Genomic DNA, 26,047 nt, shown 5'->3' on the forward strand with positions numbered 1-26,047 from the left:
TAAGGGTTCCGAGGGTATCGTTGTCATGATATGTCCGACCCACGAGAAAGCGCCCCACGATTTCGAGCGTCAGGGCTCGAAGCGGGCGAATCGAACGACTGGACGGGCGCTGTCGCTGTGTCGTGTAAAATAACCGCGTAAATAGGATAGTTCAGTCGCCGTGAGGCGAGTGTGACCTGGATTTAAAGGCGCGTGACGTTAGTCGCGCGCGGGCCCTTCTCGGCCTCTTCGATGTCGAATTCGACTTCTTGTCCTTCTTCGAGGTCCGGACCGCCAACGTCCTCCATGTGGAAGAAAACGTCCTCGTCCGCGTCCTCAGTTTCGATAAATCCGTAGCCGCCAGTGTCGTTGAAGAAATCAACGGTTCCAGTCGCCATTGCGGATGTAGGGAGACGAGTTACACGTATAAGCCTTCCGACCCCGAACGCCGGTGTCTACCACTCCTTGCAGTCCGCACAGACGAGCGCTTCGCCGGTTCCGTCGCCGTTTCGCCAGCGCTTCTCGACGACGGTGCCGCACTCCTCGCAGGCGACGCCCCCGGAGGTCCACTCGTAGGTCGACAGCGCCGGGTCGGGCTCCGATGCGGCCGCGGTGGCGTCGTCGGCCGCCTCGGCCGCGTCGTCGGCGTCCTCGGAATCGCTGGCGAACTCCTCGAGCGAGCGGTCGCGCATGGGGGGTACTGGTGGCCGCGGCGGCTTAAGCCCCGCGGCAGACGGACACACACAAGTAGGAGGCCTCGAAGGGTTTGGTATGGTAGAAGTCGAGATTCAGGACGGCCTCCGGGAGAACACGATCGGGATAATCGAGCAGTTCATCGAGATCGCGTCGGCCGACCCCCTGTCGGCGATTCTGATCGCTATCGGCGGCCTGCTCGTCGCTGTCTCCGCCGGCGGCTTCGGCGTGCTGACTATCGGCGCGGTGCTGTCGTCTATCGGGCGTCTGCTGCCGAGTCAAGGGCCGCCCCAGCAAACTCGATAGCCGCATCGAGGTCGGGCCCCAGCGGCGACCCGACGACGAAACTATCCGCGTATTCGAGTACGTTCCGCATCTTTTCCTCCACCGTTTCCGGCGTGCCGGCGATACAGAAGGCGTCTATCATCTCCTCGGTGACGGCCTCGAAGGCCTCGTCGAACGCGCCGGCGGAGATGTGGTCGCCGATAGCCGACGCGCGCTCGCGGTCGATGTCGTGGCGGTCGAGAACCGGCGGGGCGGCACCCCCGGCGATGAAGGCCACCGGCGGGCGGGCGGCCGCGCGCGCCGCGGCAGCGTCCTCGGCGACCGACACGGAGGCGTAGGCGGCGAAATCGAACGCGCCGCGGTGGTCCGGTCGGTCGTCGAGGCCCTGCTGGACCTGCTCGGCGGCCCACTCGAAATCGCGCGGGTGGGAGCCGTTCAGGAGGACGCCGTCGGCGTGTTTGGCGGCCATTCGAATCATGTGCGGGCCCTGTGCGCCGACGTAGGTCGGAATCTCGCCGACCGCCTCGTCGTAGTTGAGGCCGGCATCGCGGGCGAGGAACGTGCCGTCGTGGTCGACGCGCTCGCCCGCAAAGAGGTCCTCGGCGACCTTGAACGTCTCCAGCACGCGCCGCAGCGGGCGGTCGCGTTCGTAGCCGAGGTTGTTCAGCGTGGAGGCGTCGCCGGCGCCGACGCCGAAGACCGCGCGGCCGCCGGAGGCCTCGTCCAGCGTCGCGACGCGGGAGGCCAGCGTGACTGGGTGGGTCTCGTAGGGGTTGGCGACGCCGGGACCGACCCGGACGTCGTCGGTGCGGCGGGCGACCCGGTCCAGCGCGAGGAAGGGGTCGCGGTTGTTGTAATGGCACGACGCGAAGACGGTGTCGAAGCCGGCGGCTTCGGCGGCTTCGCCCAACTGGCCGATGCGGTCGACCGGGTGTTCCGGCGTGAGTTCGATTCCGTGCATAGAGGCCTCGTTGCCGTTCGTTGGTGCCGGCCGCTCTTTAGGGCGGGCAGTACAGGCAAAAGGCTCCCGGACCGATGGGTCCCGACCACCCCGTCGTGTCAACCGAGTTCAACAGGCGGCAAGCATGCCGTTGCCTCGCAAAGATTAAGGCGAATTCGGCCCGGGTGTTGGGTATGAGCGTCGAGTTACCGTTCGCCCCGGTGGACACGATAATCCGTCGGAACGCGGGGCAGTTGCGCGTCAGTGCCGAGGCTGCGGAAGAGCTCGCCCGTCGGATTCAGACCCGCGGGGCCGAGTTGGCCACCGACGCGGCCGAACGCGCCACCGAGGACGGCCGCAAGACGCTGATGGCCGAGGATTTCGACGCTCCGGTCGTCGACAAGGACCTGCTCGAACTGCCGGTCGCGCCCATCGACCGTATCGCTCGCCTCGATATCGGTGACCGCTATCGGGTCTCGATGGACGCCCGCATCGCGCTCGCGGGCGAACTCGAATCCTACGCGGACACCGTCGCCGCGGCGGCCGCGATTCTCGCGCGCCACGCCGACCGGCGAACGATCAAAGCGGAGGATATCGAGGCATACTACGAACTCGAACCGTACTTCGAATGAGGTTCGGCTACCGCGAGGTTTGTCTCGAGCACGATACCGGTTCCCGGCACCCCGAGACGGCGGACCGCCTGCGGGCGATTCGTCGCGCGCTGTCGAAGCGCCACGGGGTCGCCTATCGGGAGGGCAGCCTCGCGGACCGCTCGGCGCTCGAAGCCGTCCACGACCCCGACTACGTCGCCGAGGTCGAGAAGTTCTGTGCCGACGGCGGCGGCACGTGGGACGCCGACACCGTCGCCGTCGAGGAGACGTGGGAGGCCGCCCGCGCGTCCGCCGGCTTGGCCTGCTGGGCCGTCGAGGAGACCCTCGGCGGCGCCGACGGTCGACAGACGCCCTTCGCCATCGGCCGCCCGCCGGGCCACCACGCCGAGTACGACGAGGCGATGGGCTTCTGTTTCTTCAACAACGTCGCCGTCGCCTCCCAGCAGGCCCTCGAACACGACGACGTCGACCGGGTCGCGGTCTTCGACTGGGACGTCCACCACGGCAACGGCACGCAGGACATCTTCTACGAGCGCCCCGAACTCTTCTACATGTCCATCCACGAGCGGGGCCTCTTCCCCGGGACCGGCGACGTGCTGGAGACCGGCGGCCCCGACGCGCGGAAGACGAACCTCAACCTCCCGCTTCCCGGCGGCAGCGGCGACGACGAGTACGCGGCCGCCATCGACCAGTTGCTCGCGCCCGCCTTAGAGCGGTTCGACCCGGACCTGCTCATCATCAGCGCGGGCTTCGACGCCCACGAACACGACCCCATCTCCCGGATGCGCGTCTCGACGGAGGGGTACGGCTACCTGACCCAGCAGGTCCGCGAGATGTGCGACGACCTCGATGCGGAGTTGGCGTTCGTCCTCGAAGGCGGCTACGGCCTCGACCCGCTGGCGGATTCGGTCGGCATGGTCCACGAGGTTTTCGACGGGCGCGAACCCGTCGTCCCCGACGGAGAAGTGCTCTCGAAATCCAAGCGCGTCATCGACGACGCGCGCGACGCCCACGACCTGTAGGTGCTTGTGTGTATGTGGTGCTGCGACTTTTCGTCGCTTGCGAAGCCCTCGGTCGGCTGGCGGTCGCTGAGCGGGATATTCGACGGACGTAGTTGCGTCGAATAGTGCCCGCTCAGACGACCACGCAAGCGCCAGCCGCCCCCCTCGCCTTTCGATTCCACCGGAAGACTCGCTTCGCTCGTCTTCCGAGCCCTCGTTCGCTCCCTTCGGTCGCTCACGAGGACGCCAGGCCCAGCACCGCACCACACACCTCCCCAGCCGACTCCTTCCCTCACGGGTCGCTTCGCTCCCCGTTCGGGTATTCGAGGGTCTCGCTCCCTGCGGTCGCTCCGACCCTCGCAATCCCTCACTACGTTCGGTCAGTCGTCCCTCGCACGGTGTCGTCCGACCGCCGCTCACGGACTCACGGGTCCCTTCGCTCCCCGTTCGCCATCGAGGGTTCCCTTCGGTCACCCTCGCAACCTCGCGGCGGTCGACCAGCGCGCGCCGTTTACAAACTTAAATAGTCGGAAGCGAGTGGTTGCCTTGGCGCCCCTCTGACTGGGGGCTTTCCAGTTGTTTGTAGTCAGAGAATCTCCCCGCTCGTGTTATAAAAGAACGCGGCCGACGCGAAGTCGAACCGGTCAGGGTCGCGGCTCGAAGTACCGCGCCAACTCGACGCCGAACTCCTCGGCCACCTCGCCGAGTTCCTCGCCGACCAACGCCTCGTAGTCGTCGGCCAGCGCCGATTCGACGTGCGGTCCCAGCGACACCTCGAAGAGCCGCGCGTCGAGCAGTTCGGCGGGCGTGCGCGCGTCGCGCGGCCGCTCGACGACGTAGCGGCCCTCCTCGTCGATGAAGGGGCCGACGGCCTCGTCGTCGTCCGCGTAGGCCGCATGAAAGCCCTCGGCGTGGCTTCGGACGCCGACCGGCGGGCCGTCGTGGCGGGCGACGGCGGGCAGTTCGGAAACGGAACACTCCACGAGCAGGACGGCCGACTCGTCGGCGAAGCGTGCGCTCCGGAGGGGCGCGAACCCAGCCCGCTCAAGTGCGCCTTCGATACCGGCCAGCGACTTGTCGAGTTGCGGGTAGAGTTGGTCCTCGACGATATCCGGCGCCGAAAAGCGGAGGGCAACGGGCGTCGTTCCGCGGTCGGCGACGTGTTCGCGGACCGCCGCCGCCGACAGTGGGTCCGGCTCGCTCGCCTCGAAGCGCTCGACCCGCGGCTCGTCGAGCAACGCGCGGGCGTAGTGAATCAGGCGGGCGACGTTGCGGGCCGAACAGACGGCCGCCACGTTGCGCTCGGGGTCGGTCGGGTCGATGACCACCAGCGGGTCGTCGAACGATTTCGCGCCGTGGTCTGCGGGGTCGAACGCAACGGGTGGGTGCCAGTCGGCGGCAGCCTCGACGAACGCGCGGAAACCCCCGTATTCGAGAACGAGCAGTTCGGTCAGAAAGCCCGAGAAGCCCCTGGTCCGCAAATCGCTGCCGTAGGCGCCGATAGCCGAGAGGAAGGCCTTCGCCAGCCGCACGTCGTCGGCCAGCGGCTCGATTCGGCCCTCCAGATACTGCGTGTGGAACGGCGTCCGGTCGACGGCCGACCGGATGTCCGTCGCGCTCTCGACGTCGTAGCAGGGGACACAGTCGACGTCGAAGCCGCGGTACTCGCCCTTGACGTAGGGGTGTTCGGCGTACTCCTCGTGGCCATCCGGCAGGACCGCGTGGCCGACTTCGAGGCCGTAGGCCTCCAGTTCCTCCCGCGGGAGGTCGGGCGGAAAGCGGACGAAGAGGTCGACGTCGCGGTCGCCGGCGAGCCACGTCCCGCGTGCGGTCGAGCCGACCAGCCGGGTGTCGGCCTCGACGGGCAACTCCTCGATGGCCGCCTCGGCGCGGTCGGAAAGCTCCGCGACGACCGCCTCCAGTTGCTCGCGTTCGTCGTCGTCGGGGACGACGCGGTCCCGCACCTCCGCGAGGACCGACTCGAAGGACATACCGGCCGTTGCGCTGTCGGGTGGTAAAGCGTGTCGATGCCGCGCGGAAGCGAAAGCCCTATTTGTCGAATCGCAGTATACACGGATGCGTCGTGCCGCCGTAGCTCAGTTGGTAGAGCACCTGGTTGTTACCCAGGTTGTCCCAGGTTCGAGACCTGGCGGCGGCGTACTTCCTTCGCTTCCCGCATTTCGAGCACCGCCTCGGCCGCCGGCCGAACGCATTTATCGCCTGAGGGTTTGATAACGAACCATGACTAGGAGCCTCGTTTCGGACCGCGTTAGTGGGGCGGTCGACTGATGCCGGCGGGTTCCGCGCTCGACTCCACGCGCCTCCTCGCCGTCGGGACGGCCGAGTGGGTCGCCCCGTTCGCCGAGCGGGCCGAGGCCGTCGGGGCGTCCGTCCGGACGGTCGAGGCGCCGACGGCGGTCCTCGACGCCGTCGACCGCGGCACCGTCGACTGCGTCGTCACCGACTACGTTCTCGACGGGTCGACCGGCGTCGACCTCCTGGAGGCCATCCGAGAGGAGACGACGACGCTGCCTGTCGTTCTCGCCACCGACGCCGGAAGCGAAGCCGTCGCCAGCGAGGCGGTCGGCGCCGGTGTGGCCGACTACGTCCCGATGGACGGGCCGGTCGAGACGGCGGTCGACGACCTGCTGGCACGGACCGAACGCGCGATGGGAACCGCTCGCGAGGCCTCGGTCCGACAGGAGCGGGCCCGGCAGTTCGACGCGGTCTTCGACGACGCGCGGACGGCGACGTGGGTGCTGGACCCCGAGGGGACGCTCGTCCGGGCCAACCGGACGGCCCGCGAGATGACCGACGAGAACGTCGACGCGCTCGTCGGCGAGCCGTTCTGGCGGCTCCCGTGGTGGGCCAACGCGGAGGCGACCCAGCGGGACGTGCGGCGAATCGTCGAGACGGCCCTCGACGGGTCGTTCGGGAACGCCGTCGTCTCCCAGCCGCCACACGTCGACGACCAGCGGGTCATCGACCTCTCGGTTCGACCGGTCGAGAACGAACGCGGCCGACTCGTCTCCATCGTCGTCGAGGGCGTCGACATCACCGACCGGGTCGAACTCGAACGGGACCTCCGGCGCTCGGAGGAACTCCACCGGGTCACGCTCAACAACATGACCGACACCGTCCTCATCACCGACGAGGGCGGCGAGTACACCTATATCTGCCCGAACGTCCACTTCATCTTCGGCTACACCGCCGAGGAGATTCGGCGGCAGGGGACCATCGACGAACTGCTCGGCGAGGACCTCTTCGACCGCGAGGAACTCGCCGAGAAGGGCGTTCTCAAGAACATCGAATGCACGGCGACCGACAAGGCGGGCCGCGAGCACACCCTGCTGGTCAACGTCCGGGAAGTCTCGATTCAGGGCGGGACGCTCTTGTATAGCTGCCGGGACATCACGAAGCGCAAACAGCGCGAGGAGGCGCTGGCGACCCTCCAGGAGACCGCGCGGGCGTTCCTCTACGCCGAAACCCACAGCGAAATCGCCCAGCAGGTCGTCGAGGATGCCGCCAGCGTCCTCGACTTGGAGGCGAGTGCGGTCTACCTGTTCGATGCGGACGAAAACGAACTGGCGGCCGCGGCCCACTCGTCGGCGATGGCGGAGTTTCACGGGCCGTTGCCGACGGTTCACGCCGACGGCGAGACGCTCGTCGGCCGGAGTTTCGTCGACAACGAGTCGCTGTTCTTCGAGGACGTCCACGAGGCCGACCGCCTCGACAACCGGGCGACCCGGCTCAGGCGGACGACCTTCATCCCGCTGGGGGACCACGGCGTCTTCGTCGCCGGGTCGGATTCGGTCGGCGCCTTCGACGAGGTGACGCGGGAACTGGCCGACCTGCTGGCGGCGACCGCCGAGGCGGCCCTCGACCGGGTGGCACGGGAATCGCGGCTCCGCGAGCAGGACCTCACGCTCCAGCGGAAAAACGAGGAACTCACGGCCCTGAATCGCATCAACGAGACGATACGGGAGATAGACCAGGCGGTCGTGCGGGCCGAGACCCGCGAGGAGATCGACCACGCCGTCTGTGAGTTGCTGACCGACGACGACCGGTTCCGGTTCGCGTGGATCGGGACGGTCGATTCGACGACGGAGACGCTCGAACCGCGGGCGTGGGCCGGCGACGAGCAGGGGTACCTCGATAGCCGCTCCTTCGCCGTCGGTCCGGCGGATGCGGAACCGGCCGGTCGCACCGCGGCGACGGGCGAACTGACGCTGGTGCCGAACGTCGCCGACGGCCTCCGGGACGAGTCGTGGCGCTCGGATGCCCTCACGCGGGATTTCCTGTCGGTACTGAGCCTCCCGCTGGTGTACAACGACCTCACGTACGGCGTCCTGACGGTCTATACGGACTCGCGGGACGCCTTCGACGAGACGACGCGGGCCGTGCTGGCCGAACTCGGCGAGACCATCGCCGCGGCCCTCAGCGCCATCGAGCGGACCAACGCGTTGCTCACGACGTCGATGACCCGCGTCGAGTTCGAGATCGACGACCCGACCTTCGTCCTCTCGCAACTCGCCGAAACCGTGGCGTGTACCCTCTCCTATCAGGGGGTGTTACAGCGGACGACGGAGGGGAGCTACCTCTTCGTCACCGTCGAGGGGGCGGACGTGGACGCCGTCGAGGCGGCCGCCTCGGAACTGGTCGGCATCGACGAGATTCGACGCATAAGCGCCGACGCCGACGGCGGCGTCCTCCGATTGCGGCTCACCCGGCCGTTCCTCGCCTCCGAACTGGCCGACCACGGCGCCATCGTCCGCGAGGCGACGGCTTCGCCGACCGAGACGACGCTCGTCATCGACATCCCCGAGCGCATCGACGTGCGGAACATCACGCGACTGATCGGGGAGACGTTCGCGGGCGTCGAACTCCGCAGCAAGCAGACGCTGGACCGAACCGCCGACCGCGACCTCTACTCGCGGTTCCTCGACGACCTCACCGACCGCCAACTGGAGGTCCTCCAGACGGCCTACTACAGCGGCTTCTTCGAGACCCCCCGGGAGTCGACCGGCGAGGACGTCGCCGAGACGCTCGGAATCTCCCCGACGGCCGTCTATCAGCACATCCGGGCGGTCCAGCGCCACGTCTTCGCCACGCTGTTCGAGGAGAACGACGTGCCGCTCGCCTCACCCGAGTAGGTTCAATAACGAACCCCTCCATTCGGCACCCCTTCGTTCTCGAACGGCTATGCATTACCTTATACACATAGTAGACCTTAGTTGAGTGCTGCCTGACGGCGGCGGCCACTCGTGACATCCAATGAGAGACATCGAGCAAATCCCCGGCGAGGAGAGCGCCTACGAATGCTTCGAATGCGGTAACATCGTTATCGCGGAGAGCAACCCCGAAACCTGCCCCGAATGCGGAGGTGCGATGCGGAACCGGCAGACACCCATCGAATAACATGTCGCCGCCTTCTCAGAACGACGACGCGGCAGCGGCAGGGCCGGACTCGGAACCGGAATCGGCCGTCGAGACCGCTCGTCGACAGCTCCAACTGGCCGCGGCGTACCTCGATATCGACCCGAACACCGTCGAGCGGCTCAAACACCCGGCGAAGGTCCAGGAGGTGACCGTCCCCATCAAGCGCGACGACGGGACCGTCGAGGTGTTCACCGGCTACCGCGCCCAACACGACAGCGTCCGCGGCCCCTATAAGGGCGGCCTGCGCTATCACCCCGAGGTCACCCGCGACGAGTGTGTCGGCCTCGGAATGTGGATGACCTGGAAGTGCGCGGTCATGGACCTCCCGTTCGGCGGCGCGAAGGGCGGTATCGCCGTCAACCCGAAGGAACTCAGCGACGAGGAGACCGAACGGCTCACCCGCCGCTTCGCCGAGGAGATACGCGACATCATCGGCCCGAACCGGGACATCCCGGCGCCGGACATGGGGACGAACCCCCAGACGATGGCGTGGCTGATGGACGCCTATTCGATGCAGGAAGGCGAGACCACTCCCGGCGTCGTCACCGGTAAACCCCCGGTCATCGGCGGCAGCGAGGGTCGGGACGCCGCGCCGGGACGCAGCGTCGCCATCATCACCCGCGAGGCCGTCGACTACTACGGGTGGAACCTCCGGGAGACGGACATCGCGATTCAGGGCTACGGCAGCGTCGGGTCCAACGCTGCCCGCCTGCTGGACGACTGGGGCGCGAACGTCGTCGCCGTCAGCGACGTCAACGGCGGCATCTACGACCCCAACGGCCTCGATACCTACTCCATCCCGTCACACCACGAGGAACCGGAGGCCGTCATGCGCCACGACGCCCCCGAGACCGTCACCAACGAGGGACTGCTCGAACTCGACGTCGACGTGTTGATTCCCGCCGCCGTCGGGAACGTCCTCACCGAATCGAACGCCCACGACATCGAGGCCGACATGGTAATCGAGGGTGCCAACGGCCCGACGACGAGCGTCGCCGACGAGATATTCGCCGACCGGAATCTCCCCGTGATTCCGGACATTCTCGCCAACGCCGGGGGCGTCACCGTCTCCTACTTCGAGTGGCTCCAGGACATCAACCGCCGGCCGTGGTCGCTCGAACGCGTCAACGACGAACTCGAAACCGAGATGGTCGACGCGTGGAACGACGTCCGCGAGGAGTACGAAGCCAGAGACGTGACGTGGCGGAACGCCGCCTACATCGTCGCCCTCTCGCGACTCGCCGAGGCCCACCAGTCCCGGGGCCTCTGGCCCTGACGGCCGACGCCGGCATCGAGCGGTCTTCGACGCCGGTCAACTCCCGCTCGGGTCCCCACTTTCGTCGTCGAGTTCTTCTCCCTGAACCAGCCCGAGCGCCCGGCCGATGTCGGCCGGCGTCGGGTCGTCGATGCTGTCGAACTCCTCCAGCGCGTCGGTGGCGGCCTGCCGTCGGTCCCGCGCCCGGTTTCGGTCGCCGTCCGCCATGGCTTCGGCCGCGGCCCGCATGTTCTCGGCGGCCTCGACCAACAGGTCGGCCACCGTGTGCGTCGTCTCGAAGTGTCGCTGGAGGCGCTCGCGGTCGACCGTCTCCGGTCGCTGCATCCCCTCGAAGGCGGCCGCGGCGTTCTCGGCGGTCGCGATGTGGTCGTATATCGTCCGATAGTGCTCGCGAGCGCGCGAGAAGGGCTCGGTGGCCTGCTCGTAGGCCTCGTCGTTCCAGTAGCCGATACCTTCGTTGTAGGCGCGCGTCCCGTCGTTTCGCGCCGCCCAGCCCGCCCGGAAGGCATCGAGGACGTCGACGCGGGCCTCGTACTCCGGCAGGCGGTCCTCGATGCGGTTCGACATGATGTAGGCCGGTTCGTCGTCGTGGCCCAAGCCGAGGAGGTGGCCGAGTTCGTGTTTGGTCGTGATTTCGACCTCCCCGGATGGCCGGCCGGTGGCGACGACCTCGGCGACGACGGGCCGGTCGATGCGGTTGGTCTCCCGGACGAGCGGCGCACAGCCGAGGACGTTGTCGGTGCTGTGGTCCTGACACCCGTCGAGTTCCTCGCGACCGTCCAGGAACTCGATTTCGACGTCGGGGTCCGCGTCGCCGCTCCCGCCCTCGACGCGCCGGAACTCGACTTCGAAGCCGGCGTACTCGTTGGCGTTCTCGGTCCAGAAGGAAAGCGACGCGTCGGTGAGCGCTTCGAGGTCGTGGCTGCTGTCGCTGCGGTCGACGATGGCGACCGTCGTCGTCCCCGCGAGCGGGTGACCACGCGGGTCCGCATCCGCAGCGAACTCTCGGACGTCAGTACAGCCAGCGAGCGCGGCCGAAAGCCCCGCGCCAGCGAGGCCGGCCGCGGCGCCCCGGAGCAGGTCCCGCCGTCTCAGCGTCATAGCCCGACTACGCCTTCGTCGTACGTATACTCGCTGGCCGCAGGGGGCGCTCGCCCGGTGTCCACCGACTCGTCAGTCACCACGCCTCGCGAAGCACGGCCTCCAGTTCCTCGACTGTCGGGTCCAGTTCCTCCGGACAGTAGGGCATCAGCCCGTCCGCGTGGACGTCAGCGGCGATGTCCGGGAGGTCCGACTCGTCCATGTCGCTGATGTCCCGCAGTCGCGTTGACAGCCCCAGCGCGTCCCGAACCTCGATGACCGACTCGACGATACCCTCGGCCATCCCGTCGGGCGTGTCCGCCTCCACACCCAGTCCCTCCGCCAGCAACTCGCGGTTGCCATCGACCTCCGAGAACAGGTACCGGAGGGCGTGCGGCGCGATGATGCCGTGGGCGTCGCCCTGCTGGACGTCGTAGCCGCGGGCGATGCCGTGGCCGAAGGCGTGGATGAGCGACAGCGTCAGCCCGTCGGGCCGCGAACAGCCGTACTGGGCGAGTATCGTCCCGACGACGGCGTCGTGCATCGTCTCGTCGTCGCGGTCGCCCTCGCCGAGCGCCGGCAGGCCGTCGCCGAGATGGGCGAGCGCCCGCACCGCCGTCCCGTCGGTGATGGGCGTCGCCGTGTTCGCATACAGCGTCTCGACGGCCTTGTCGAAGCCGTTCATCGCCGAGGCACACAGAACACCGTGGGGCGTCGTCCGGAACAACTCGGGGTCGTAGAACAGCGCGTCGGGCATCAGCCGCTCGTCGTAGACGCCGCCGCGAATCAGGCCGTCGTTGCGGGCCGTGATTCCACCGATCATCGACAGGTCCGCGCCCGCCAGCGTCGTCGGGACGACGGCGATGGGCAACAGGTCGCCGTCGGGCGCCGGAATCGAGCCACTCTCCTCGAAGGTGGCCCGAATCTCGTCGTAGGACTGCTCGGAGGCCGCCACGACGGCGACGATTTTCGCGATATCGAGACTGCTGCCGCCGCCGACCGCCACGAGCGCGTCGGCGCCGACGGCCTCGACCCGGTCGGCGCCGTCGAAGGCCGTCCCCAGTCGCTTTTCCGGCGTCGTCTCCGCGAACGTCTCGGCGTGTGTCTCGCCCAAGCCTGCCTCGATTGGGTCCATCACGGCCTCCGAGGTTCCGACCGTCTGTCCCGTCACGACCAGCGCGCGCTCGGCACCCAGCGCGTCGAGCTCGTCGGATAGATGCGCCACACAGCCCTCACCGTAGCGAACCGTGCCGGGTGCGTACTCGAAACGGAAGTTCATAACCGGAGAGTCGGCCGCCTCCAATTTGGGTGTTGGCCCCGCGGTAGTCCCGGCAAACTAAAGAGGGGCCAGCGGATACTCGATGATAGAGGGCCCTTAGCTTAGTCTGGATATAGCACCCGGCTCATAATTCCTAGTTATCTAACGAAAGGCGATATGCGCCTTGGGAATGGGACACCGGGCGGTCGCCGGTTCAAATCCGGCAGGGCCCATACCTCATACGCTCGTTTTCGGGCCGTTCACAAAACCGACAGAGTAGCGGCCAGCAGTACGGAAAATGGCGTTTTCGCGGTTCGTCAAAACGACCCTCTCAGAGGTATGTCGACCAGCGTCTGGCTGTGAGTCGCCGCCCTCTGTCGAAATTCGTTCCTGAAACTCGTCAGTAGGAGGTCGGTCGCTGATGTGCCTCCATGTTTCGTTGGGTACCGATGTCGGGACTGCGAAGACTGGTGTCTGAGTGACCGTCGAGATACGGTGGCGCTGACTCGACCATTGTCACGACTCGACCCATGCGACCTCTCTCACCCAAGAAAAACCAATTATCATAACGTAATGCGCATGTGTACGTAAAAGCTAACGCTTGTAAAACTCTTGTAAATCGGTTCTAATACGCCTTTTTGACGGTCATGTTGAGTACAGCGCGCAAATACAGCAGAACCAACCGCAGTTAGTACGGAACGCTACTCGGTCGATTCGGGAGCAGAGTGATCAAGCGACAACAGGACCGCCACGTGGTACTTTCGTGTGAGTCCTCCCTGACCGGTTTGGCATTTTCCGGGAAACACCGCGAATGGCGTGACTCGCTGATCTGCTTCGAAGGTACGGATTGCTCCCGCGCTACTGGATAACGGACCCCAGGTACTTGTAGAGGTCATCTATAGCGTGTGCAACCTGTCGTCGCCGACGTGATCTGGTGTCGGCCTCTATGCCGCGACTCTCGAGCCAACGCCGCATCTCGCTACTACCGACCTTCCGCTCGATGCCGACCTGCCGGAGGTGTTTGATCGGGTGTCGCAGCCAGTTGTACTCCTCGTGGGCGAAAACGTCGATGTACTCCGGCGAATGGGCGATGAGGATGGTGTGTATCTGTCTGTCGGCCAGCAAGGACCGTCGGTACGTCCAGCTACCATCCGGTTCCGACCCAACTGGCGGCAGGTGATACCACGCCAGCGGGTCCCACTCGAACCCGTGCCTCTGGAGCGTCTCCGTGAATTCGTCCAGCGGCCGCTGGACGGTACCGACGTATTCGGTATCGCGAAGACGATACTCGGGCTGCCCGAACGTTTGCGCAAGTCGGGTGATCCATGGGCCGAGTCGCTGTCTCACGCGGTAGGAAACGTCCGGCTGGAGAGTCTCGTCTATGGTCTGCATTAGATAATCGTTGGGGTTCCTGTGTCTCAAGTGTATTGGCACTCCGGCCGTCGGTGCCGGCGAGTTCGTGGTCCTCGATTGCTCGTGGGCGGGTGCTCGTTCAATCCTCTTCGATGGCGGAGATTGCCTCCTCTGGAGCACCACAGTTCGGACACGTTTCCGGCATTCCCTCGTCGAGTTCGTCCATCTCCCCGCATTCAGTACACCGCCACATCAGGAACCCCTCGCCGAACTCCTGGCCCGGCAACTCCTCGACTTCGCTCTCGTCTGGGGTTATTTTCTCGGCTTCGAACCCGTCATCGGTGAGACCGCTCACGCGCCCCACCAGTCGCCTGTCGCTGTCGTACACTAGTTCTCCCGGTTCGATCGACGTACTGTGGACTTGGTCCTGATTGTCCATGTTATGCGACTTGGTTCGCACGTGTATTCAATGTGGGGGAGGGAGACGAGAGCCGCAGAATCCTCTCGGCGCGAGGCATGGAAACGATTTATACCCGTTCCGCGACAATGGGTTGCATGGATGTTCGCCCTGCCGAGTCCGACGACCGGGAACGGATCAGAGCGATTGCGCGCGACTCGCTGCAATCGTCGTACTCGCTCAGTCCACAGCAAATCGAGACGATACTCGAAGAGGAGTTCGACGACACGTCGCTTGCCGATTTGCTCGACGATGAGGACACGACGGTGTTCGTCGTCGACGGGACGGCCGACGGCACGGAGGGGGTCCTCGGGTTCACCGTCGTCGAAACCGGAACGCAAGCGATGGTTCAGTGGCTTCACGTGGACCCGGAGGCGCGTGGTGGTGGCATCGCCACGGCGCTGCTCGACCGCGTTCGCGAAGAGTTCGTCGAGAAGCCGATTGCGGCGTGTGTCCTCGAGGATGCCGCCGAGGGCGGCGAGTTCCTCAAAGGGTTCGGCTTCAAAGAGAGTGGCAACGATCAGGTACTGGTCGGCGGGGAGGAATTCGCCGTCACCATGTTCACCGAGGGCGAAGGGACGGAGACGCCGAACGAACCCACCGTCCCGGTCCCCGAGTCCGTCACCGTCGATGGGGGCGACCGACCCGTCGACCGTGATGATAGCGTTCCCGGCACCGAGGCCCCGTTCTTTACGCTGTACCGTGCGGACGACGACGAGGAAGCGTACGGGTACTTCTGTTCACAGTGCGGCAGTACCGACGTCTCCGCCGACGGGCAGGACAGACTCGAATGCGGAAACTGTGGCAACGCGCATCTTGCCGACGAGTGGGACGATGCGTATCTCTGACACCGCTCCGTAATGGACGACTCTCAGTCGATGAACCCACAGGGTTTTTTCGCTGTGACTCGTCTGTCGGACTCATGAGCGTTCGATTACAGGCGAGATTCACCAGCGATACCGCTCGGGGAACCGTATCATGAGTACCGCCCCGAAATTCAGCCGGTGGCGAGGCTGGTTTCCCGTTCCGAACCGGACCTCTGGGTTCGCCCTGAAACGGTGGGTATTGCTCGAAGCGGACCGGTTGGCGCTTACGGGAGCGTTGCTGACGGTGGTGTTCGCGACCTTCATGAGTATCTCGACGTTCTGGACCTTCGAGATGCAGACGCTACTGACGGACACCTCCACCGTCCAGACGATTCTCAACACGTTCCTGAGCGGGATGATCCTGCTGGTCTCTATCGTCGTCTCGATCAATTCGATCGTCCTCTCACACGACATGAGTTCCGTCACCAATCAGGAGGACCGCGTCCAGGGCGCGACACAATTCCGCCGAGATATCGGCGAACTGACCGAGGACGGGGAGAACCCGTCCGACCCCTCGTCGTTTCTCAGGGCCATGTCTCGAATCATCAGTACTCGCGCGCAGGCACTCACGAACGATTTGGACGGTGTCGAACAGAAACTCATCGAGGATATCGAGGAGTACGCCGCTTCGGTCTCGGATGCCGCCGAACAGCTCGGGGAGGTCGAGGAAACCTCCGGCGCGGAGTTCGCCGTCCTCTGGAAGGGAATCGGGTTCGACTACGGTTCGCACATCGACCGGTCGCGAACGCTTGGGTCGTCCCATGACGACTCGCTAGAACGCTTCGATGACCTCATCAAAGCGTTCGAACTGTTCGCCACCGGGAAGGAATATTTCAAAACGCTTTATTATACGAGAGAAGTGTCACAGCTGTCCCGAACGCTGCTGGTCGTCGCGCTCCCGGCCATCCTGTTCAACGCCTCTGCGATTATCGCGATCAATGGAGACGTCCTCCCTGACGGCGCTATTCTGGGTATTCCGCCGCTACAGACGTTCGTGGCCGTCGCGTTCACGGTCTCGATCGCACCGTACCTCGTGTTGACCGCCTACATGCTCCGAATCTCGACCGTCGCGCGGCTGACCGCCTCGGGCGGTATCTTCTCGCTGAAGTAGCGACCATCGGACCTCTAATCGCCCCTATCGCGTGGATTGCCGTCCTGAACACGGTCCTCGGAGAGGAACTGGGGCCCCGGAGAGCGTGGTCTTTTTGTTTTCTCCCGCTCGAGGCGGTCAGGGCGGCTCGAGACATGGCTTCCGGCCGAGCTATCTCCCGTTTATTAGATGGTCTCTGTAAGCACAGCGTACCACTCCCGTCAGTGGTTGATGCTGTCTGATGGAGATTGCTCGTCGCTGTACGCTCTGACTACGATGCCATCATGCCTCCTCGAATCACCTGGCGTTTCGTGGCGGGGGGTAACGCGCCCAGTCGCAGGACTGTGCGGCATCGTTACGCCGAACTATCGGATGGCCCAATGAGTAGAGTGAACCTATATTGCTCGTTCTGGTTTCGTCTTCAACGTCTGATTGGTGGATAGTCGGTAAGCAGACCGTTCCTGTGGTTGGATTTAGATTATCAACGAATCGCTAGCGGCTCCAGCACGCACTTTCGGTCAGTCGGCGCCCCTCGATTCTCGGCCGGACTGGGGGTCGCGTTCGTGACTGAACACACGACATCGTATATTCGTCACAAAGTTAAATTTGTTATGATGGTCGCGTACTACGCAGTTATTCGAACTATCGGTTTTAAATACTACCACTGGGCGTTGAGGGCCTTTGAGACCTCCGTGTCTGTTTTATCTCAAGCGAATATTAACTTTCTACGCATATGTACACATGCGATAACAGTTGTTTTCTTGGTTATATGCGCACCGGGGGAAATACCGCTCGACCAATTAGTACGAGAGGGGAATATATTCGGGAGAATCGACAATCCCGAGCATGGCCGTCCGTTGGATATGTCGGATTCAGATGCCCGCTTCGACCGACGGACGGTCCTCGACATCCTGGTCAACGTCGCCCCGGTCGGTATTCTGCTGTTCTTCACCGTCCTGTTTCTCGTCTACGGGTCGTATCCGAGTGACCCGGTGGTCACCGTGGTTCAGGTCGCGCTCATCCTCGTTCCTGTGGTCGTCGTGCTCCTGATAACGTACTACGCGGCGAAAGCCGTCCGGAGGGACGAGCGTGCGGGGGGCGCCGAGATACCACCGGGGTACTCTCGGGCCGATGCCGAGCTATCCTCCGCGGATGACGACGATTAGCGGGGTGCGGTCCGAAGGGAGGGGCGCTTCGTCTCGCCCCGAGAACTCTCAATCGGAGGTCATGGCGACGTTGCGGTACACGTCGGGTTCGTCGCGTCTGTATTCTTTCATCACCTGCTCCTCTACGCGGTGGAGGATTTCGCTACAGGTCGATTTCGCGATGCCCACGTCGTCTGCGAGTTCGACGAGCGTGGTCTCCCGCGGCGTATCGTAGTAGCCCCGGTCGATGGCCTCGTCCAGTAGCCACCGCTGGCGGTCGGTTAGCAGCGAATCGGATTCGGTCGCCTGCTGAATTTGCTCGACGGTGTACTGGATGCCGACCCTGTCGAGGGTCTCCCCGAACTCCGAGAGCGTCCGCTGTGGGACCGTGACCTCGAGTGTCAGTTCGGCGTTCCGGACCTCGAAGGGCATCTCGAGAGGTACCCCGGAGTCCTGCAACGAGGTCAACAGCAACGGGACCGTCGTTTCGACCTGCACCCGGTACATCTCGGGGTCGGCCTCGAAGACCGTCAGGTCGGTCACCGACTCGTACTCCCGAATCGCTTGACAGACCGCTTCCGGGTCGTCGCCACGGATTTCGATTCGCGCGACGCCGGTCGTGGTGTTCGCGGTCGCGGCGAGGACGCGGAACCGCGTGTCGGGATACGTTCGGGACACCTTGCTGATCCAGATCGAGTCCGGAATCGTGAGCGTGAGTTTTGCGTAGGGCATGATCGGGGCTGGTGGGTCCGGTTGCCGGTCGGTCGACCGGGGCTCCGACGCGCTTCGCTCACACGTTTTAGGTTGTCCTAAAAGTAGGTTGGCGTGAACATGTTCGGGTCACGTTGAAGTGGTGGTTCTCCGGGCGCCACCGAGGCGGTCGGTTCGGCTTTCCGGCCGCTGGACGGCGTCGACGCCGAACGGAGCGTGGCGGCCACGCGAGTCGCTGGCGCGCCCGCTCGGTTCAGAACGGAGCGTCCGGCGACCCGCGGCTTGCACCCTCGTTTCGCGCGGCGCGTTCCATCGGGTTCGACCCGACGTTCGCGCCGTCTTCGGGGTCGGCCTGCACGTCGCCGGTCTCCAGAAACGTCCGCTCGAGTTCGGCGAGTTGGTCGTTAATCGTGCCGCTCTGGTGGTGCATCGGGGCCGCACGGACCCGGACGAGGTCGTACTCGTGGCGGTCGGTGAGTTCGTTCCACGCCCGGAAGGAGCCGATAGTCAGCGTGTGGGTCTGCGGGCAGAACGGCGTCGTCGGCGTGAACTCCGCCCGAAGGACGCGCTCCGCGCGCTCGTCCTCGATGGCGTCGTCCGCGCCGTCGCGCTCGACGGCGTAGCGGTACCCGGCGTTCTCGTGTCGGGTGTCCAGGTTCAACCGGGCGAGGTTGTAGTTGAACGTCATATCGTACACCGTCCGCTCTTCGAACAGCTCTCGCGTCAGGCGGTGGAACGCGACGTGGTCGTCGCCCGTCAACACGTCGTGTCCCGAGAGGAACTCGTTCGGCGTCGGGGTGTGGTCCGGGACGAACTCGTCGTAGCTGTCGAACAGCGAGCCGTCGTCGCCGCCGAATGGTGAGGGAAAGCCCGGCATGGACGCCAGTTCGTCGTCGACGGGGGTACGCCTGTTGCCGGAGATGTTCGGTGCGGACGCGGATTGGAGGGGAACATATTCGGAGATACACGCAGGAGGCTGGGGGTTCTCCCCTAATACATGGGCGCGATACCGGGCAACATCGAAACGAACCAGCCACCACCGATGACGATTCCGTTGCGGCACTTCATCGTGGGGCTGGGGTTCCTGCTCGTCGGCGTGCTTCTCGGTCTCGGTATCGCCGTCGACGCCGTGCCGGGGCTCGGGACGCTCGCACACGTTCACCTGCTGTTGGCGGGGTGGGTCTGCATCACCATCATGGGCGCGATGACCCAGTTCGTCCCCGTCTGGTCGGGCGTGACCCTCCATTCACAGCGACTGGCCAGCGCGCAGTTGACGCTCGTCGTCGTCGGGTTGCTCGGATTCGCGACGGGCCTCGTACTCGACTCGCTCGTCTGGCTCATCCCGTTCGGCGCGCTCATGCTCGCCGGGTTCTGGACGTTCGTCTACAACATCGCCCGGACGATGGCGTCCCTCGATTCCTACGACGTGACCGAGCGTCACTTCCTGCTCTCGGTCGGGTTCTTCGCGGTGCTCACGCTGTTGGGGTTCCTCCTTGCGGTCGATTTCACGCACCCGCTGTTCGCCGACCTCGCCATCGACCGGACTAACGTCGTGGGGATGCACGCGACGCTGGCCGTCTTCGGGGCCGTCCTGACGACCGTGTACGGGGCGCTCTACCAACTGGCGACGATGTTCACCCAGACCGAACTCCACGGTATCGACGACTACCTCCGGCCGGTCGAGGAACTCGGGCATCCGGTCGGCGTCGTGCTGCTTGCGACGGGCCGGTTCCTCGATGCGGTGTTCGTCGCTCGACTCGGCGCCGTGCTCGTGGTGGCGGCGGCGCTCGCGTTCAGCGCGATACTCGGGCGGAAGCTCTACGAGATGCAAGTCGACTGGACGCCGATGCACACGCGATACGCGGTCGCCGCGCCCGGACTGGCTGCGTGGGCCCTCGTCTCGGCGCCCGCGTGGCTGCGGGCGCCGACCGCCCCGGAGAACCTGCTGGGCGCGCCCGGCGCCGTCCACCTCCTCGTTCTCGGAGCCATCGGCTTCGTCGTCCTCGGAACCCTCTATCACATCATCCCCTTCATCATCTGGGTCCACCGGTACAGCGACCTTCTCGGCCTCGAAGAGGTCCCGATGATTGACGACCTCTACGACGACCGGTTGGCGGCTACCGACGCGACGCTGCTGGCGAGCGGGACCCTCCTGCTCGTCCTCTCGGCGTGGTTCGGACTCTCGTCGACCGGTCAGGCCGTCGGCGGCGTACTCGTGAGCCTCGGCATCGTCGTTTTCGGCACGAACATGCTCCTCGTCGTACGCGACCACAGTCCGCACTCGCTCGGCCGAATCCTCCTCGGCTCGCTCGACCCGCGCCGAACGGCGACGCCGGCCGGTGAGTCCCCGGCCAAGGAGTAGCCGGCTGAACCGCTCCCGAACATGTTCGCCGTGGCGTTCTTTTCGTCGCGTGAGATATAGCCACACATGACTGGTCCGTGCGGCGAAATCGCTGGAGACGTTCGTGCGGCGCCTGAACCGCTATCGGTTCGTGTTCCCGACTGCTCGATTGCTCCGGCCCTCCGGTAACCTCCGAGAAACAACCCATGTCCAATCTTCGAACCCACGACGTTCCCGACGCCGTCGACCCGAGCGACTGGGCCCTCCGCGTTACCGGCGCCGTCGCCGAACCGCTCTACGTCGAACGCGACGACCTCGCGGCGTTTCCCGTCGAGACGGTCACCGAGGACTTCGAATGTGTCGAGGGCTGGGTCGCGGCGGGCCTCTCGTGGCGCGGGGTCCGCGTCAGTTCCGTCCTGAACCGCGCCGACCCCACCGTCGACGACGGGTACGTCCTCGTCCACGCGATGGACGGCGACTACGCGTGTTCGTTCCCGCAGGCCCGCGCCGCCGACGCGTTGCTCGCGTTCGAACTCGACGGCGAACCGCTGGCGGTGACACACGGCGGCCCGGCCCGGTTCGTGCCGACCGACGGCGACGCGGACTGCTGGGAGAGCGTCAAGTGGGTCGCCGCGCTCGAAGTCAGTGCGTCGGAGCCGGTTGCCGACGATACCGCCGAGGAAATCGCGATGGACCGAGTCGGATGAGCCGGCTATCGAAATGGGACGAGCGGTTCGAACGCGAGGAGTATCCCACGGACCTCGAACCCTCACCGGTGTTGCGGCGCTATCTGGACGCCTGTCCGGACGGTCGGGCGCTCGATATCGCGACGGGAACGGGGCGCAACGCGGTCTTCCTCGCAGGGGAGGGCTACCGCGTCGACGCCATCGACCAGTCGCGGCCGGGCCTGCGTCTCGCACGGGAGAACGCGCGCGACCGCGGCGTCGCCGACCGCATCGACTGGATACAGGCGGACGTCGAGAGCTACGCGTTCCCGCCGGCGACGTACGACCTCGTCACGATCAGTTTCTACCGTGCCGTCGACCGGCTCCCGGATATCAAGGCGTCGCTGACTCCCGGTGGGGTCCTGTTCGTCCAGCATCACCTCCGGACGGACGAATCGGCCGAGAGCGGCCCGACGGACGACCGCTATCGGTTCGCCGCCAACGAACTGTTGCACGCGTGTCTGGACCTGACGGTGCTTCAGTACGCCGAGCGAATCGAGGAACGTGACGACGGCCGCCGGAACGCCGTCGTCGAAATCGTCGCACGGAACAGTTCGGGAAACCGGCAGTCGTACCCGCACATCGAGTGGGACTGATGGCCCGCTCTCCCTATCTATTCGTCTTGGGGGAGATACGTGCCGCACTCCGGACATTCCTCGTCGGTAATCGTCACCTGGAGGTCACACTCCGGGCAGTAGTCTCGATAACACGCGGGGTCGCCCATGGTTGACGTTATCGGGCTACGCGGATAGGTGTTGTTCCCGCCCTGTCGGGAAGGAGCAATGTCGACATCGTGCCCGGGACGAACATCATCGGGCGAACGTACAGTTTCGTGCGTGCCAACGGTCGATTATGAGTTCGAAACGATTCGATGACGCGGACCGGACGCTGGACGCCCGTGAGATAGACGGCGAACCGTTCGGGGACATCATGGACGCCCTCGAAGAACTGTCCGCCGACGAGTCCCTCCTGCTTATCAACAGTTTCGAGCCGGTACCGCTCTACGACGTGCTCGAGACCCGCGGCTTCGACCACGAGACGGCCAATCCGGCCCCCGAGACGTGGCATATCGAAATCACGAGGGCCTGATTCCTACTCGACGGTTCGGCGGCCGACGACCGACTCCATCCGGAGTTCGTAGAGCGTGAACTCGACGTCGTCGACGGCCTCGTCGAACAGGCGGAACGGCGGGAACCACCCGTCGAGAGTGGCCTCGTCGACGTCCTCGTCCCACGGTGCTATCGGACCGCGGACCTGAATGCTCCACGAGTCGGCCATCGACGCGTCGAACGAGATGAACGTCGCGGTGTCGGTCGTTTCGAGGTACTGTCGCTTGTCGCTGTCGTCGTCGTGGTGGCTCACCCGAAGCAGGAAGCGCGTGCCGTCGTAGTGGTAGCTCAGCGGCACCGCGTAGGCGTCGTCGGCGTCCGCGAGGCCGAGAACGCCGTGTTCACCCGTCCGGAGGTACTCATCGACCTCGGCGTCGGTCATGCCGACCGTGTAGACGTACTCGACGTGTTCCATGTGAGGACTACGGCCTCCGTCACCAAATAGTCGCACCCGAGATGGCGTCCCAGCAGCTGAGAATCGGGCGTAGACTAAACCCCGAGCGGTCCGTATCCGGAGCTATGAGTTCGACCGACGACCACGACCATGACCACGATGCCGAAGCCGTCACCGACCGCGTCCACGACAACTCGTGGTCCGCGAACCTCGAAAAGCCGCAGTACGCCGACGAGCCCGAACTCGCCGTTCGGGACGGCATCGAGGCCATCGAACACACGGCGCCGGGCAACCACGTCAACCTCGTCACCCACGGCGACCTCGGCCATCCAGAGGCGTTCCTCTACGAGGCGCTCGCCGGGGAGTACGACGACGACATCGACTGGGAGTACATCCAGCAGTGTGGCTGCGGCGGCCACGTGACGCGGGTCTACGTCGACTGAGCCGTTTTATCGATCGCGAAGGGCGAGCACGAGGAGAATCGTCGCGTCGGTAACCCCGCGCGGCGAGATGTCCTGGTCGCCGTCGAAGCGGACGATATCGCCGGCCTCGATTTCGTGTGTCGACTCACCCAGCGTGAGCTCGACGGTTCCCGAAATACCGTAGCAGACGATTTCGCGGTCGGGATGGCTGTGCTTCGGGACGTGGTCGCCGGCGTCCAGCGAGAGGCGGACGGTCTTCGGCTCTTCGCCCGGGAAGACCTCCGCGTGCGGTTCGGTTTCGAGGTCGGAGAGGTGGCGTTTCGTCGGCATAGCCGAACCGTTGGTGCGGACGCACTTACATTTCTCCTCCGAATACGTTCGGCTCGGTCCCACTCAGTGAGATTCACCGCGGCCGTTCTTTGTATGTGTGGTAATCACCCACTATGGAATACGAAGACCCCGAGACCGGGCGTGCCGTCGCCGAGAAGACCCGCGAGTTCATCGACGAGGTGGTCATCCCCAAGGAGCAATCGATGGCCTCCGGCGGGACCGTCTCGGCCGGTACCGTCCGGGAACTCCGAAACGAGGCCCGCGAGTACGGCATCTACGCGCCACAGATATCCGAGGAGTACGGCGGCCTCGGGTTGAGTTTCCGCGAAGCGCTGCCGGTCTTCGAGGCCGCGGGCCGGTCGCTGCTCGGCCCCATCGCTCTCCGCGTGGACGCCCCCGACGAGGGGAACATGCACCTGCTGGAGCTGGCCGGCTCGGACCTCCAGAAGGAGCAGTACCTCGGCCCACTCGTCGACGGCGAACTGAAATCGGCCTTCGCGATGACCGAACCCAGCCCCGGTGGCGGCTCGGACCCGAAGATGCTGCGCAGTCGCGCCGAAAAAGACGGTGACGAGTGGGTCATCGACGCCCACAAGTGGTGGACCACGCAGGGCGTGGAGGCGGACGTCTTCATCGTCCTCGCGCGCACGGACCCGGACGCCCATCCCTACGAGGGCAGTTCGCTGTTCCTCGTCGACGCCGAAGCCCCCGGCGTCGAAGTCGTGCGCAACATCCCGCACATGGGTGGCGGACCGACGGGCAAGAGCCACGCCGAGGTCAAGTTCAAGGGCGTTCGCGTCCCCGACGAACACCTGCTCGGCACGGAGGGCGACGGCTTCGCCATCGCCCAGCAGCGACTCGGGCCGGCGCGGTTGACCCACTGTCTCCGCTTTTCGGGGCTTGCCGACCGGGCCCTCGACGTCGCCTCGGCGTACCTCTCCGAGCGGGAGGCCTTCGGGTCGAAACTCTCCGACAAGCAGGCCCAGCGTTTCGCGCTGGCGGACGCCTCGACCCGCCTGCACGCCGCCCGGACGATGGTCCGACACGCCGCCGACCAGATCGAGGCCGGCGAACAGGCCCGCATCGAGGTGGCGATGGCGAAGGTGTTCACCGCCGAGGTCGCCCAAGACGCGGTCGATACGGCCGTTCAGGCCTGCGGCGGCAGCGGCATCGGCAAGGACCTCCCGCTGTCGGACTTCTACGAGTCCGTCCGGCCGTTCCGTATCATCGACGGCGCCGACGAGGTGCACAAACGCGTCATCGCTCGCGAGCGCCTCGACGACCCGCCGGTCGAGGAACTCGAACCGCTCCCGACCTTCGATATCGAACGATAGGCCGCCCACTGCGGCCGACGCGGTGCCCCTGCCGCGTTGGCGGACCGCGTTGTTCCGCTTTTATTGCACGACGACGGCGCCTTTCATCCCGACCGTCCGGTGCGGTTCGCAGACGTATTCGTAGATGCCCCGTTCCTCGAAGGCGTACTCGAAGGTGAAGCCGCTCTTCTGGACGATGTCGCTCCGGAACGCGCCGCTTTCGGCGGCGACGTTGTGGGAGCCGTCGCCGGTCCACTCCCAGACGACGGTCGTGCCGGCGTCGACCCGAACCGCGGGCGGCTCGAACTGCTTGCCACCCCGCCCGGCTCCGTTCATCACCGTCACCTCGCGTTCGCCGGTCCGGTCGACGGTCCCCTCGTAGTTCGGGACGTCGTCGAACCAGCCGCCGTAATCGGGCTCCTCGTCGACGAAGTCGTAGGCCGTCCCGCTGGCCTCGCCGCTACTACACCCGGCGAGTGCGGGGGCGACTGCCGCGGCACCGGCGAGTTCGACGAACGTCCGTCGGTCGATATCCCTCATCGTAGTCCGGTCTATCCGCCCGACCCGGATAAAGCGCGAATCAGTATCCCACGGCGTGAGACGCCCCTCGATTTTTAAACGGTCGGGCGACGCCGCTGTTGTCACGCGGTTTTCGTCGCCGTGGCGCTCGGCGCTTCCGGCAGTATCGGCACTCCCACGCGGTGAGACGCCGCGTCACCGTTGAAGTACGCGCTCGGAGTAGACTCGGACATGACTCGCTCGAAGACCCACCTGTCCAGATGGAGGGGGTCGCCGTGAACCTCCAGTATCTCATCGTCGGCGCGAACACGGTCACGCTCGTCGCCGGCAGTCTCGTCACGTGGTTCGGCTTTCGCGCCTACCGCCGCACCGGCTCGCGGTCGCTCCGGGCGCTGACCGCGGGACTGGCCTGTATCACCTTCGGTACGCTACTCGGTGGCCTGCTCCACCAGTCGGGCCTCGCGCCGCTTCTGGTCGGCGTCACCGTCCAGAGTGGTTCGGTCGCCGTCGGCTTCCTGCTGCTCGGCCTGTCGCTGCTGCAATCGGAGGAGACGGACGTCGAGGCGCGGCTCTCCGCGCCTTAAAAAGGGATGTCGTTCAGGTGGCTTCCAGAGTCTCGTAGAGCCATCCCCGTGGTATCGATCCCGCGCCTGTTTCGGTGAATTAGCTGGAACGATTTTAACGACGGGAAAGAAAGCGAAGCGGGACCT

At 65.5% G+C, this 26,047-nt stretch carries 29 protein-coding genes and 2 tRNA genes; 18 read left to right on the forward strand and 13 right to left on the reverse strand.

Going from position 1 to position 26,047, the window contains the following annotated elements:
• Positions 1 to 182: 182 nt before the first annotated feature.
• Both U5914_RS15435 and U5914_RS15440 read right to left on the reverse strand, forming a co-directional pair.
• Entirely contained in the window at positions 183 to 377 is a 195-nt protein-coding gene (locus U5914_RS15435; protein ID WP_178289926.1) for a cold-shock protein, read from the reverse strand.
• Positions 378 to 434: 57 nt separating this feature from the next.
• Positions 435 to 671 carry a DUF7573 domain-containing protein gene (locus tag U5914_RS15440; RefSeq protein WP_336136639.1) on the reverse strand — a complete coding sequence of 79 codons (237 nt, stop codon included), beginning with the start codon at positions 669 to 671 and terminating at the stop codon, positions 435 to 437.
• Positions 672 to 750: 79 nt separating this feature from the next.
• Between U5914_RS15440 and U5914_RS15445 the strand changes: the two genes are divergently transcribed.
• On the forward strand, positions 751 to 978 hold the full coding sequence (locus tag U5914_RS15445; protein WP_336136640.1) for a DUF8024 family protein: 228 nt from the start codon (positions 751 to 753) through the stop codon (positions 976 to 978).
• On the opposite strand, the gene U5914_RS15450 is transcribed toward U5914_RS15445, so the two are convergent.
• On the reverse strand, positions 929 to 1,918 hold the full coding sequence (locus U5914_RS15450; protein ID WP_336136641.1) for a 5,10-methylenetetrahydromethanopterin reductase: 990 nt from the start codon (positions 1,916 to 1,918) through the stop codon (positions 929 to 931). The genes U5914_RS15445 and U5914_RS15450 overlap by 50 nt on opposite strands.
• A gap of 173 nt (positions 1,919 to 2,091) precedes the next feature.
• Here U5914_RS15450 and U5914_RS15455 point away from each other — a divergent pair, with 173 nt between their 5' ends.
• Complete coding sequence (locus U5914_RS15455) at positions 2,092 to 2,529, forward strand: histone family protein (protein WP_336136642.1); 438 nt, start codon at positions 2,092 to 2,094, stop codon at positions 2,527 to 2,529.
• Positions 2,526 to 3,530: a histone deacetylase family protein gene (locus U5914_RS15460; protein WP_336136643.1), complete on the forward strand. Its 1,005-nt coding sequence runs from the start codon at positions 2,526 to 2,528 to the stop codon at positions 3,528 to 3,530. Before U5914_RS15455 ends, U5914_RS15460 begins: the two co-directional genes overlap by 4 nt.
• A gap of 623 nt (positions 3,531 to 4,153) precedes the next feature.
• Here the strand turns inward: U5914_RS15460 and cca are convergent.
• Positions 4,154 to 5,500 carry a CCA tRNA nucleotidyltransferase gene (cca, locus tag U5914_RS15465; RefSeq protein WP_336136644.1) on the reverse strand — a complete coding sequence of 449 codons (1,347 nt, stop codon included), beginning with the start codon at positions 5,498 to 5,500 and terminating at the stop codon, positions 4,154 to 4,156.
• A 94-nt stretch (positions 5,501 to 5,594) separates the two neighbouring features.
• Between cca and U5914_RS15470 the strand changes: the two genes are divergently transcribed.
• The 4 genes from U5914_RS15470 to gdhB all read left to right on the forward strand — a co-directional run bounded on the left by U5914_RS15470 (position 5,595) and on the right by gdhB (position 10,224).
• A tRNA-Asn gene (locus U5914_RS15470) sits at positions 5,595 to 5,667 on the forward strand.
• A gap of 130 nt (positions 5,668 to 5,797) precedes the next feature.
• The gene (locus tag U5914_RS15475; RefSeq protein WP_336136645.1) at positions 5,798 to 8,662 is read left to right on the forward strand and encodes a bacterio-opsin activator domain-containing protein; all 2,865 of its coding nucleotides are present in this window, start codon (positions 5,798 to 5,800) and stop codon (positions 8,660 to 8,662) included.
• Between the two features lie 121 nt (positions 8,663 to 8,783).
• The gene (locus U5914_RS15480; protein ID WP_332312446.1) at positions 8,784 to 8,927 is read left to right on the forward strand and encodes a rubrerythrin-like domain-containing protein; all 144 of its coding nucleotides are present in this window, start codon (positions 8,784 to 8,786) and stop codon (positions 8,925 to 8,927) included.
• Position 8,928: 1 nt separating this feature from the next.
• Positions 8,929 to 10,224: a glutamate dehydrogenase GdhB gene (gene gdhB / locus U5914_RS15485; protein WP_336136646.1), complete on the forward strand. Its 1,296-nt coding sequence runs from the start codon at positions 8,929 to 8,931 to the stop codon at positions 10,222 to 10,224.
• A 36-nt stretch (positions 10,225 to 10,260) separates the two neighbouring features.
• Here gdhB and U5914_RS15490 read toward each other — a convergent pair whose 3' ends face one another.
• On the reverse strand, positions 10,261 to 11,325 hold the full coding sequence (locus U5914_RS15490; protein WP_336136647.1) for a matrixin family metalloprotease: 1,065 nt from the start codon (positions 11,323 to 11,325) through the stop codon (positions 10,261 to 10,263).
• A 76-nt stretch (positions 11,326 to 11,401) separates the two neighbouring features.
• Positions 11,402 to 12,583, reverse strand: a complete 1,182-nt coding sequence (locus U5914_RS15495) for an iron-containing alcohol dehydrogenase family protein (protein ID WP_336136648.1) — start codon at positions 12,581 to 12,583, stop codon at positions 11,402 to 11,404.
• 90 nt (positions 12,584 to 12,673) lie between these two features.
• On the opposite strand from U5914_RS15495, the gene U5914_RS15500 reads away from it, so the two are divergent.
• A tRNA-Ile gene (locus U5914_RS15500) sits at positions 12,674 to 12,795 on the forward strand.
• Between the two features lie 625 nt (positions 12,796 to 13,420).
• Here the strand turns inward: U5914_RS15500 and U5914_RS15505 are convergent.
• Positions 13,421 to 13,954, reverse strand: coding sequence for a hypothetical protein (locus U5914_RS15505; RefSeq protein WP_336136649.1), 534 nt, complete (start codon positions 13,952 to 13,954; stop codon positions 13,421 to 13,423).
• A 100-nt stretch (positions 13,955 to 14,054) separates the two neighbouring features.
• Positions 14,055 to 14,354 (reverse strand): DUF7130 family rubredoxin-like protein, encoded by a 300-nt coding sequence (locus U5914_RS15510; protein WP_336136650.1) that lies wholly within the window; start codon positions 14,352 to 14,354, stop codon positions 14,055 to 14,057.
• A 116-nt stretch (positions 14,355 to 14,470) separates the two neighbouring features.
• On the opposite strand from U5914_RS15510, the gene U5914_RS15515 reads away from it, so the two are divergent.
• The 3 genes from U5914_RS15515 (at position 14,471) to U5914_RS15525 (ending at position 17,494) form a co-directional block, all read left to right on the forward strand.
• Positions 14,471 to 15,220: a GNAT family N-acetyltransferase gene (locus U5914_RS15515; protein ID WP_336136651.1), complete on the forward strand. Its 750-nt coding sequence runs from the start codon at positions 14,471 to 14,473 to the stop codon at positions 15,218 to 15,220.
• A 130-nt stretch (positions 15,221 to 15,350) separates the two neighbouring features.
• Positions 15,351 to 16,349 carry a DUF7972 family membrane protein gene (locus tag U5914_RS15520; protein ID WP_472802070.1) on the forward strand — a complete coding sequence of 333 codons (999 nt, stop codon included), beginning with the start codon at positions 15,351 to 15,353 and terminating at the stop codon, positions 16,347 to 16,349.
• Between the two features lie 842 nt (positions 16,350 to 17,191).
• Complete coding sequence (locus U5914_RS15525; protein WP_336136653.1) at positions 17,192 to 17,494, forward strand: DUF6684 family protein; 303 nt, start codon at positions 17,192 to 17,194, stop codon at positions 17,492 to 17,494.
• A 48-nt stretch (positions 17,495 to 17,542) separates the two neighbouring features.
• Here the strand turns inward: U5914_RS15525 and U5914_RS15530 are convergent, their stop codons facing one another.
• Together U5914_RS15530 and U5914_RS15535 are read right to left on the reverse strand one after the other, a co-directional pair.
• Positions 17,543 to 18,205, reverse strand: a complete 663-nt coding sequence (locus tag U5914_RS15530; RefSeq protein WP_336136654.1) for a helix-turn-helix domain-containing protein — start codon at positions 18,203 to 18,205, stop codon at positions 17,543 to 17,545.
• Between the two features lie 232 nt (positions 18,206 to 18,437).
• Complete coding sequence (locus tag U5914_RS15535) at positions 18,438 to 19,061, reverse strand: DUF7998 family protein (RefSeq protein WP_336136655.1); 624 nt, start codon at positions 19,059 to 19,061, stop codon at positions 18,438 to 18,440.
• A gap of 120 nt (positions 19,062 to 19,181) precedes the next feature.
• On the opposite strand from U5914_RS15535, the gene U5914_RS15540 reads away from it, so the two are divergent.
• The 4 genes from U5914_RS15540 to U5914_RS15555 all read left to right on the forward strand — a co-directional run bounded on the left by U5914_RS15540 (position 19,182) and on the right by U5914_RS15555 (position 22,339).
• Complete coding sequence (locus U5914_RS15540) at positions 19,182 to 20,546, forward strand: hypothetical protein (RefSeq protein WP_336136656.1); 1,365 nt, start codon at positions 19,182 to 19,184, stop codon at positions 20,544 to 20,546.
• 185 nt (positions 20,547 to 20,731) lie between these two features.
• Positions 20,732 to 21,232, forward strand: a complete 501-nt coding sequence (locus U5914_RS15545; protein WP_336136657.1) for a molybdopterin-dependent oxidoreductase — start codon at positions 20,732 to 20,734, stop codon at positions 21,230 to 21,232.
• Entirely contained in the window at positions 21,229 to 21,846 is a 618-nt protein-coding gene (locus U5914_RS15550; RefSeq protein WP_336136658.1) for a class I SAM-dependent methyltransferase, read from the forward strand. The genes U5914_RS15545 and U5914_RS15550 overlap by 4 nt, the downstream gene beginning before the upstream one ends.
• A gap of 256 nt (positions 21,847 to 22,102) precedes the next feature.
• Positions 22,103 to 22,339 (forward strand): DUF2249 domain-containing protein, encoded by a 237-nt coding sequence (locus U5914_RS15555; RefSeq protein WP_336136659.1) that lies wholly within the window; start codon positions 22,103 to 22,105, stop codon positions 22,337 to 22,339.
• A gap of 3 nt (positions 22,340 to 22,342) precedes the next feature.
• Here the strand turns inward: U5914_RS15555 and U5914_RS15560 are convergent, their stop codons facing one another.
• Positions 22,343 to 22,774 (reverse strand): pyridoxamine 5'-phosphate oxidase family protein, encoded by a 432-nt coding sequence (locus U5914_RS15560; protein ID WP_336136660.1) that lies wholly within the window; start codon positions 22,772 to 22,774, stop codon positions 22,343 to 22,345.
• 104 nt (positions 22,775 to 22,878) lie between these two features.
• Here U5914_RS15560 and U5914_RS15565 point away from each other — a divergent pair, with 104 nt between their 5' ends.
• Complete coding sequence (locus tag U5914_RS15565) at positions 22,879 to 23,196, forward strand: CGCGG family putative rSAM-modified RiPP protein (protein WP_336136661.1); 318 nt, start codon at positions 22,879 to 22,881, stop codon at positions 23,194 to 23,196.
• 6 nt (positions 23,197 to 23,202) lie between these two features.
• On the opposite strand, the gene U5914_RS15570 is transcribed toward U5914_RS15565, so the two are convergent.
• Positions 23,203 to 23,505, reverse strand: a complete 303-nt coding sequence (locus U5914_RS15570; RefSeq protein ID WP_336136662.1) for a cupin domain-containing protein — start codon at positions 23,503 to 23,505, stop codon at positions 23,203 to 23,205.
• 113 nt (positions 23,506 to 23,618) lie between these two features.
• Here U5914_RS15570 and U5914_RS15575 point away from each other — a divergent pair, with 113 nt between their 5' ends.
• Entirely contained in the window at positions 23,619 to 24,839 is a 1,221-nt protein-coding gene (locus tag U5914_RS15575) for an acyl-CoA dehydrogenase family protein (RefSeq protein WP_336136663.1), read from the forward strand.
• A 60-nt stretch (positions 24,840 to 24,899) separates the two neighbouring features.
• On the opposite strand, the gene U5914_RS15580 is transcribed toward U5914_RS15575, so the two are convergent.
• The gene (locus U5914_RS15580) at positions 24,900 to 25,358 is read right to left on the reverse strand and encodes a halocyanin domain-containing protein (protein ID WP_336136664.1); all 459 of its coding nucleotides are present in this window, start codon (positions 25,356 to 25,358) and stop codon (positions 24,900 to 24,902) included.
• Positions 25,359 to 25,597: 239 nt separating this feature from the next.
• Between U5914_RS15580 and U5914_RS15585 the strand changes: the two genes are divergently transcribed.
• Positions 25,598 to 25,921, forward strand: coding sequence for a DUF7521 family protein (locus U5914_RS15585; protein WP_336136665.1), 324 nt, complete (start codon positions 25,598 to 25,600; stop codon positions 25,919 to 25,921).
• Positions 25,922 to 26,047 lie beyond the last annotated feature (126 nt).

This window comes from Natronomonas amylolytica, assembly GCF_037031205.1.
In the GTDB taxonomy this organism is placed as follows: domain Archaea; phylum Halobacteriota; class Halobacteria; order Halobacteriales; family Haloarculaceae; genus Natronomonas; species Natronomonas amylolytica.

Bases quoted from the DNA above. Each gene is read 5' to 3' on its own strand.
- U5914_RS15580 (WP_336136664.1), bottom strand. From the start codon at position 25,358: ATGAGGGATATCGACCGACGGACGTTCGTCGAACTCGCCGGTGCCGCG.
- U5914_RS15535 (WP_336136655.1), bottom strand. From the start codon at position 19,061: ATGCCGGGCTTTCCCTCACCATTCGGCGGCGACGACGGCTCGCTGTTC.
- U5914_RS15540 (WP_336136656.1), top strand. From the start codon at position 19,182: ATGGGCGCGATACCGGGCAACATCGAAACGAACCAGCCACCACCGATG.
- U5914_RS15455 (WP_336136642.1), top strand. From the start codon at position 2,092: ATGAGCGTCGAGTTACCGTTCGCCCCGGTGGACACGATAATCCGTCGG.
- U5914_RS15450 (WP_336136641.1), bottom strand. From the start codon at position 1,918: ATGCACGGAATCGAACTCACGCCGGAACACCCGGTCGACCGCATCGGC.
- cca (WP_336136644.1), bottom strand. From the start codon at position 5,500: ATGTCCTTCGAGTCGGTCCTCGCGGAGGTGCGGGACCGCGTCGTCCCC.
- U5914_RS15435 (WP_178289926.1), bottom strand. From the start codon at position 377: ATGGCGACTGGAACCGTTGATTTCTTCAACGACACTGGCGGCTACGGA.
- U5914_RS15510 (WP_336136650.1), bottom strand. From the start codon at position 14,354: ATGGACAATCAGGACCAAGTCCACAGTACGTCGATCGAACCGGGAGAA.
- U5914_RS15575 (WP_336136663.1), top strand. From the start codon at position 23,619: ATGGAATACGAAGACCCCGAGACCGGGCGTGCCGTCGCCGAGAAGACC.
- U5914_RS15440 (WP_336136639.1), bottom strand. From the start codon at position 671: ATGCGCGACCGCTCGCTCGAGGAGTTCGCCAGCGATTCCGAGGACGCC.
- U5914_RS15475 (WP_336136645.1), top strand. From the start codon at position 5,798: ATGCCGGCGGGTTCCGCGCTCGACTCCACGCGCCTCCTCGCCGTCGGG.
- U5914_RS15490 (WP_336136647.1), bottom strand. From the start codon at position 11,325: ATGACGCTGAGACGGCGGGACCTGCTCCGGGGCGCCGCGGCCGGCCTC.
- U5914_RS15480 (WP_332312446.1), top strand. From the start codon at position 8,784: ATGAGAGACATCGAGCAAATCCCCGGCGAGGAGAGCGCCTACGAATGC.
- gdhB (WP_336136646.1), top strand. From the start codon at position 8,929: ATGTCGCCGCCTTCTCAGAACGACGACGCGGCAGCGGCAGGGCCGGAC.
- U5914_RS15550 (WP_336136658.1), top strand. From the start codon at position 21,229: ATGAGCCGGCTATCGAAATGGGACGAGCGGTTCGAACGCGAGGAGTAT.
- U5914_RS15565 (WP_336136661.1), top strand. From the start codon at position 22,879: ATGAGTTCGACCGACGACCACGACCATGACCACGATGCCGAAGCCGTC.
- U5914_RS15530 (WP_336136654.1), bottom strand. From the start codon at position 18,205: ATGCCCTACGCAAAACTCACGCTCACGATTCCGGACTCGATCTGGATC.
- U5914_RS15460 (WP_336136643.1), top strand. From the start codon at position 2,526: ATGAGGTTCGGCTACCGCGAGGTTTGTCTCGAGCACGATACCGGTTCC.
- U5914_RS15525 (WP_336136653.1), top strand. From the start codon at position 17,192: ATGTCGGATTCAGATGCCCGCTTCGACCGACGGACGGTCCTCGACATC.
- U5914_RS15585 (WP_336136665.1), top strand. From the start codon at position 25,598: ATGGAGGGGGTCGCCGTGAACCTCCAGTATCTCATCGTCGGCGCGAAC.
- U5914_RS15505 (WP_336136649.1), bottom strand. From the start codon at position 13,954: ATGCAGACCATAGACGAGACTCTCCAGCCGGACGTTTCCTACCGCGTG.
- U5914_RS15555 (WP_336136659.1), top strand. From the start codon at position 22,103: ATGAGTTCGAAACGATTCGATGACGCGGACCGGACGCTGGACGCCCGT.
- U5914_RS15445 (WP_336136640.1), top strand. From the start codon at position 751: ATGGTAGAAGTCGAGATTCAGGACGGCCTCCGGGAGAACACGATCGGG.
- U5914_RS15495 (WP_336136648.1), bottom strand. From the start codon at position 12,583: ATGAACTTCCGTTTCGAGTACGCACCCGGCACGGTTCGCTACGGTGAG.
- U5914_RS15545 (WP_336136657.1), top strand. From the start codon at position 20,732: ATGTCCAATCTTCGAACCCACGACGTTCCCGACGCCGTCGACCCGAGC.
- U5914_RS15570 (WP_336136662.1), bottom strand. From the start codon at position 23,505: ATGCCGACGAAACGCCACCTCTCCGACCTCGAAACCGAACCGCACGCG.
- U5914_RS15560 (WP_336136660.1), bottom strand. From the start codon at position 22,774: ATGGAACACGTCGAGTACGTCTACACGGTCGGCATGACCGACGCCGAG.
- U5914_RS15515 (WP_336136651.1), top strand. From the start codon at position 14,471: ATGGATGTTCGCCCTGCCGAGTCCGACGACCGGGAACGGATCAGAGCG.
- U5914_RS15520 (WP_472802070.1), top strand. From the start codon at position 15,351: ATGAGTACCGCCCCGAAATTCAGCCGGTGGCGAGGCTGGTTTCCCGTT.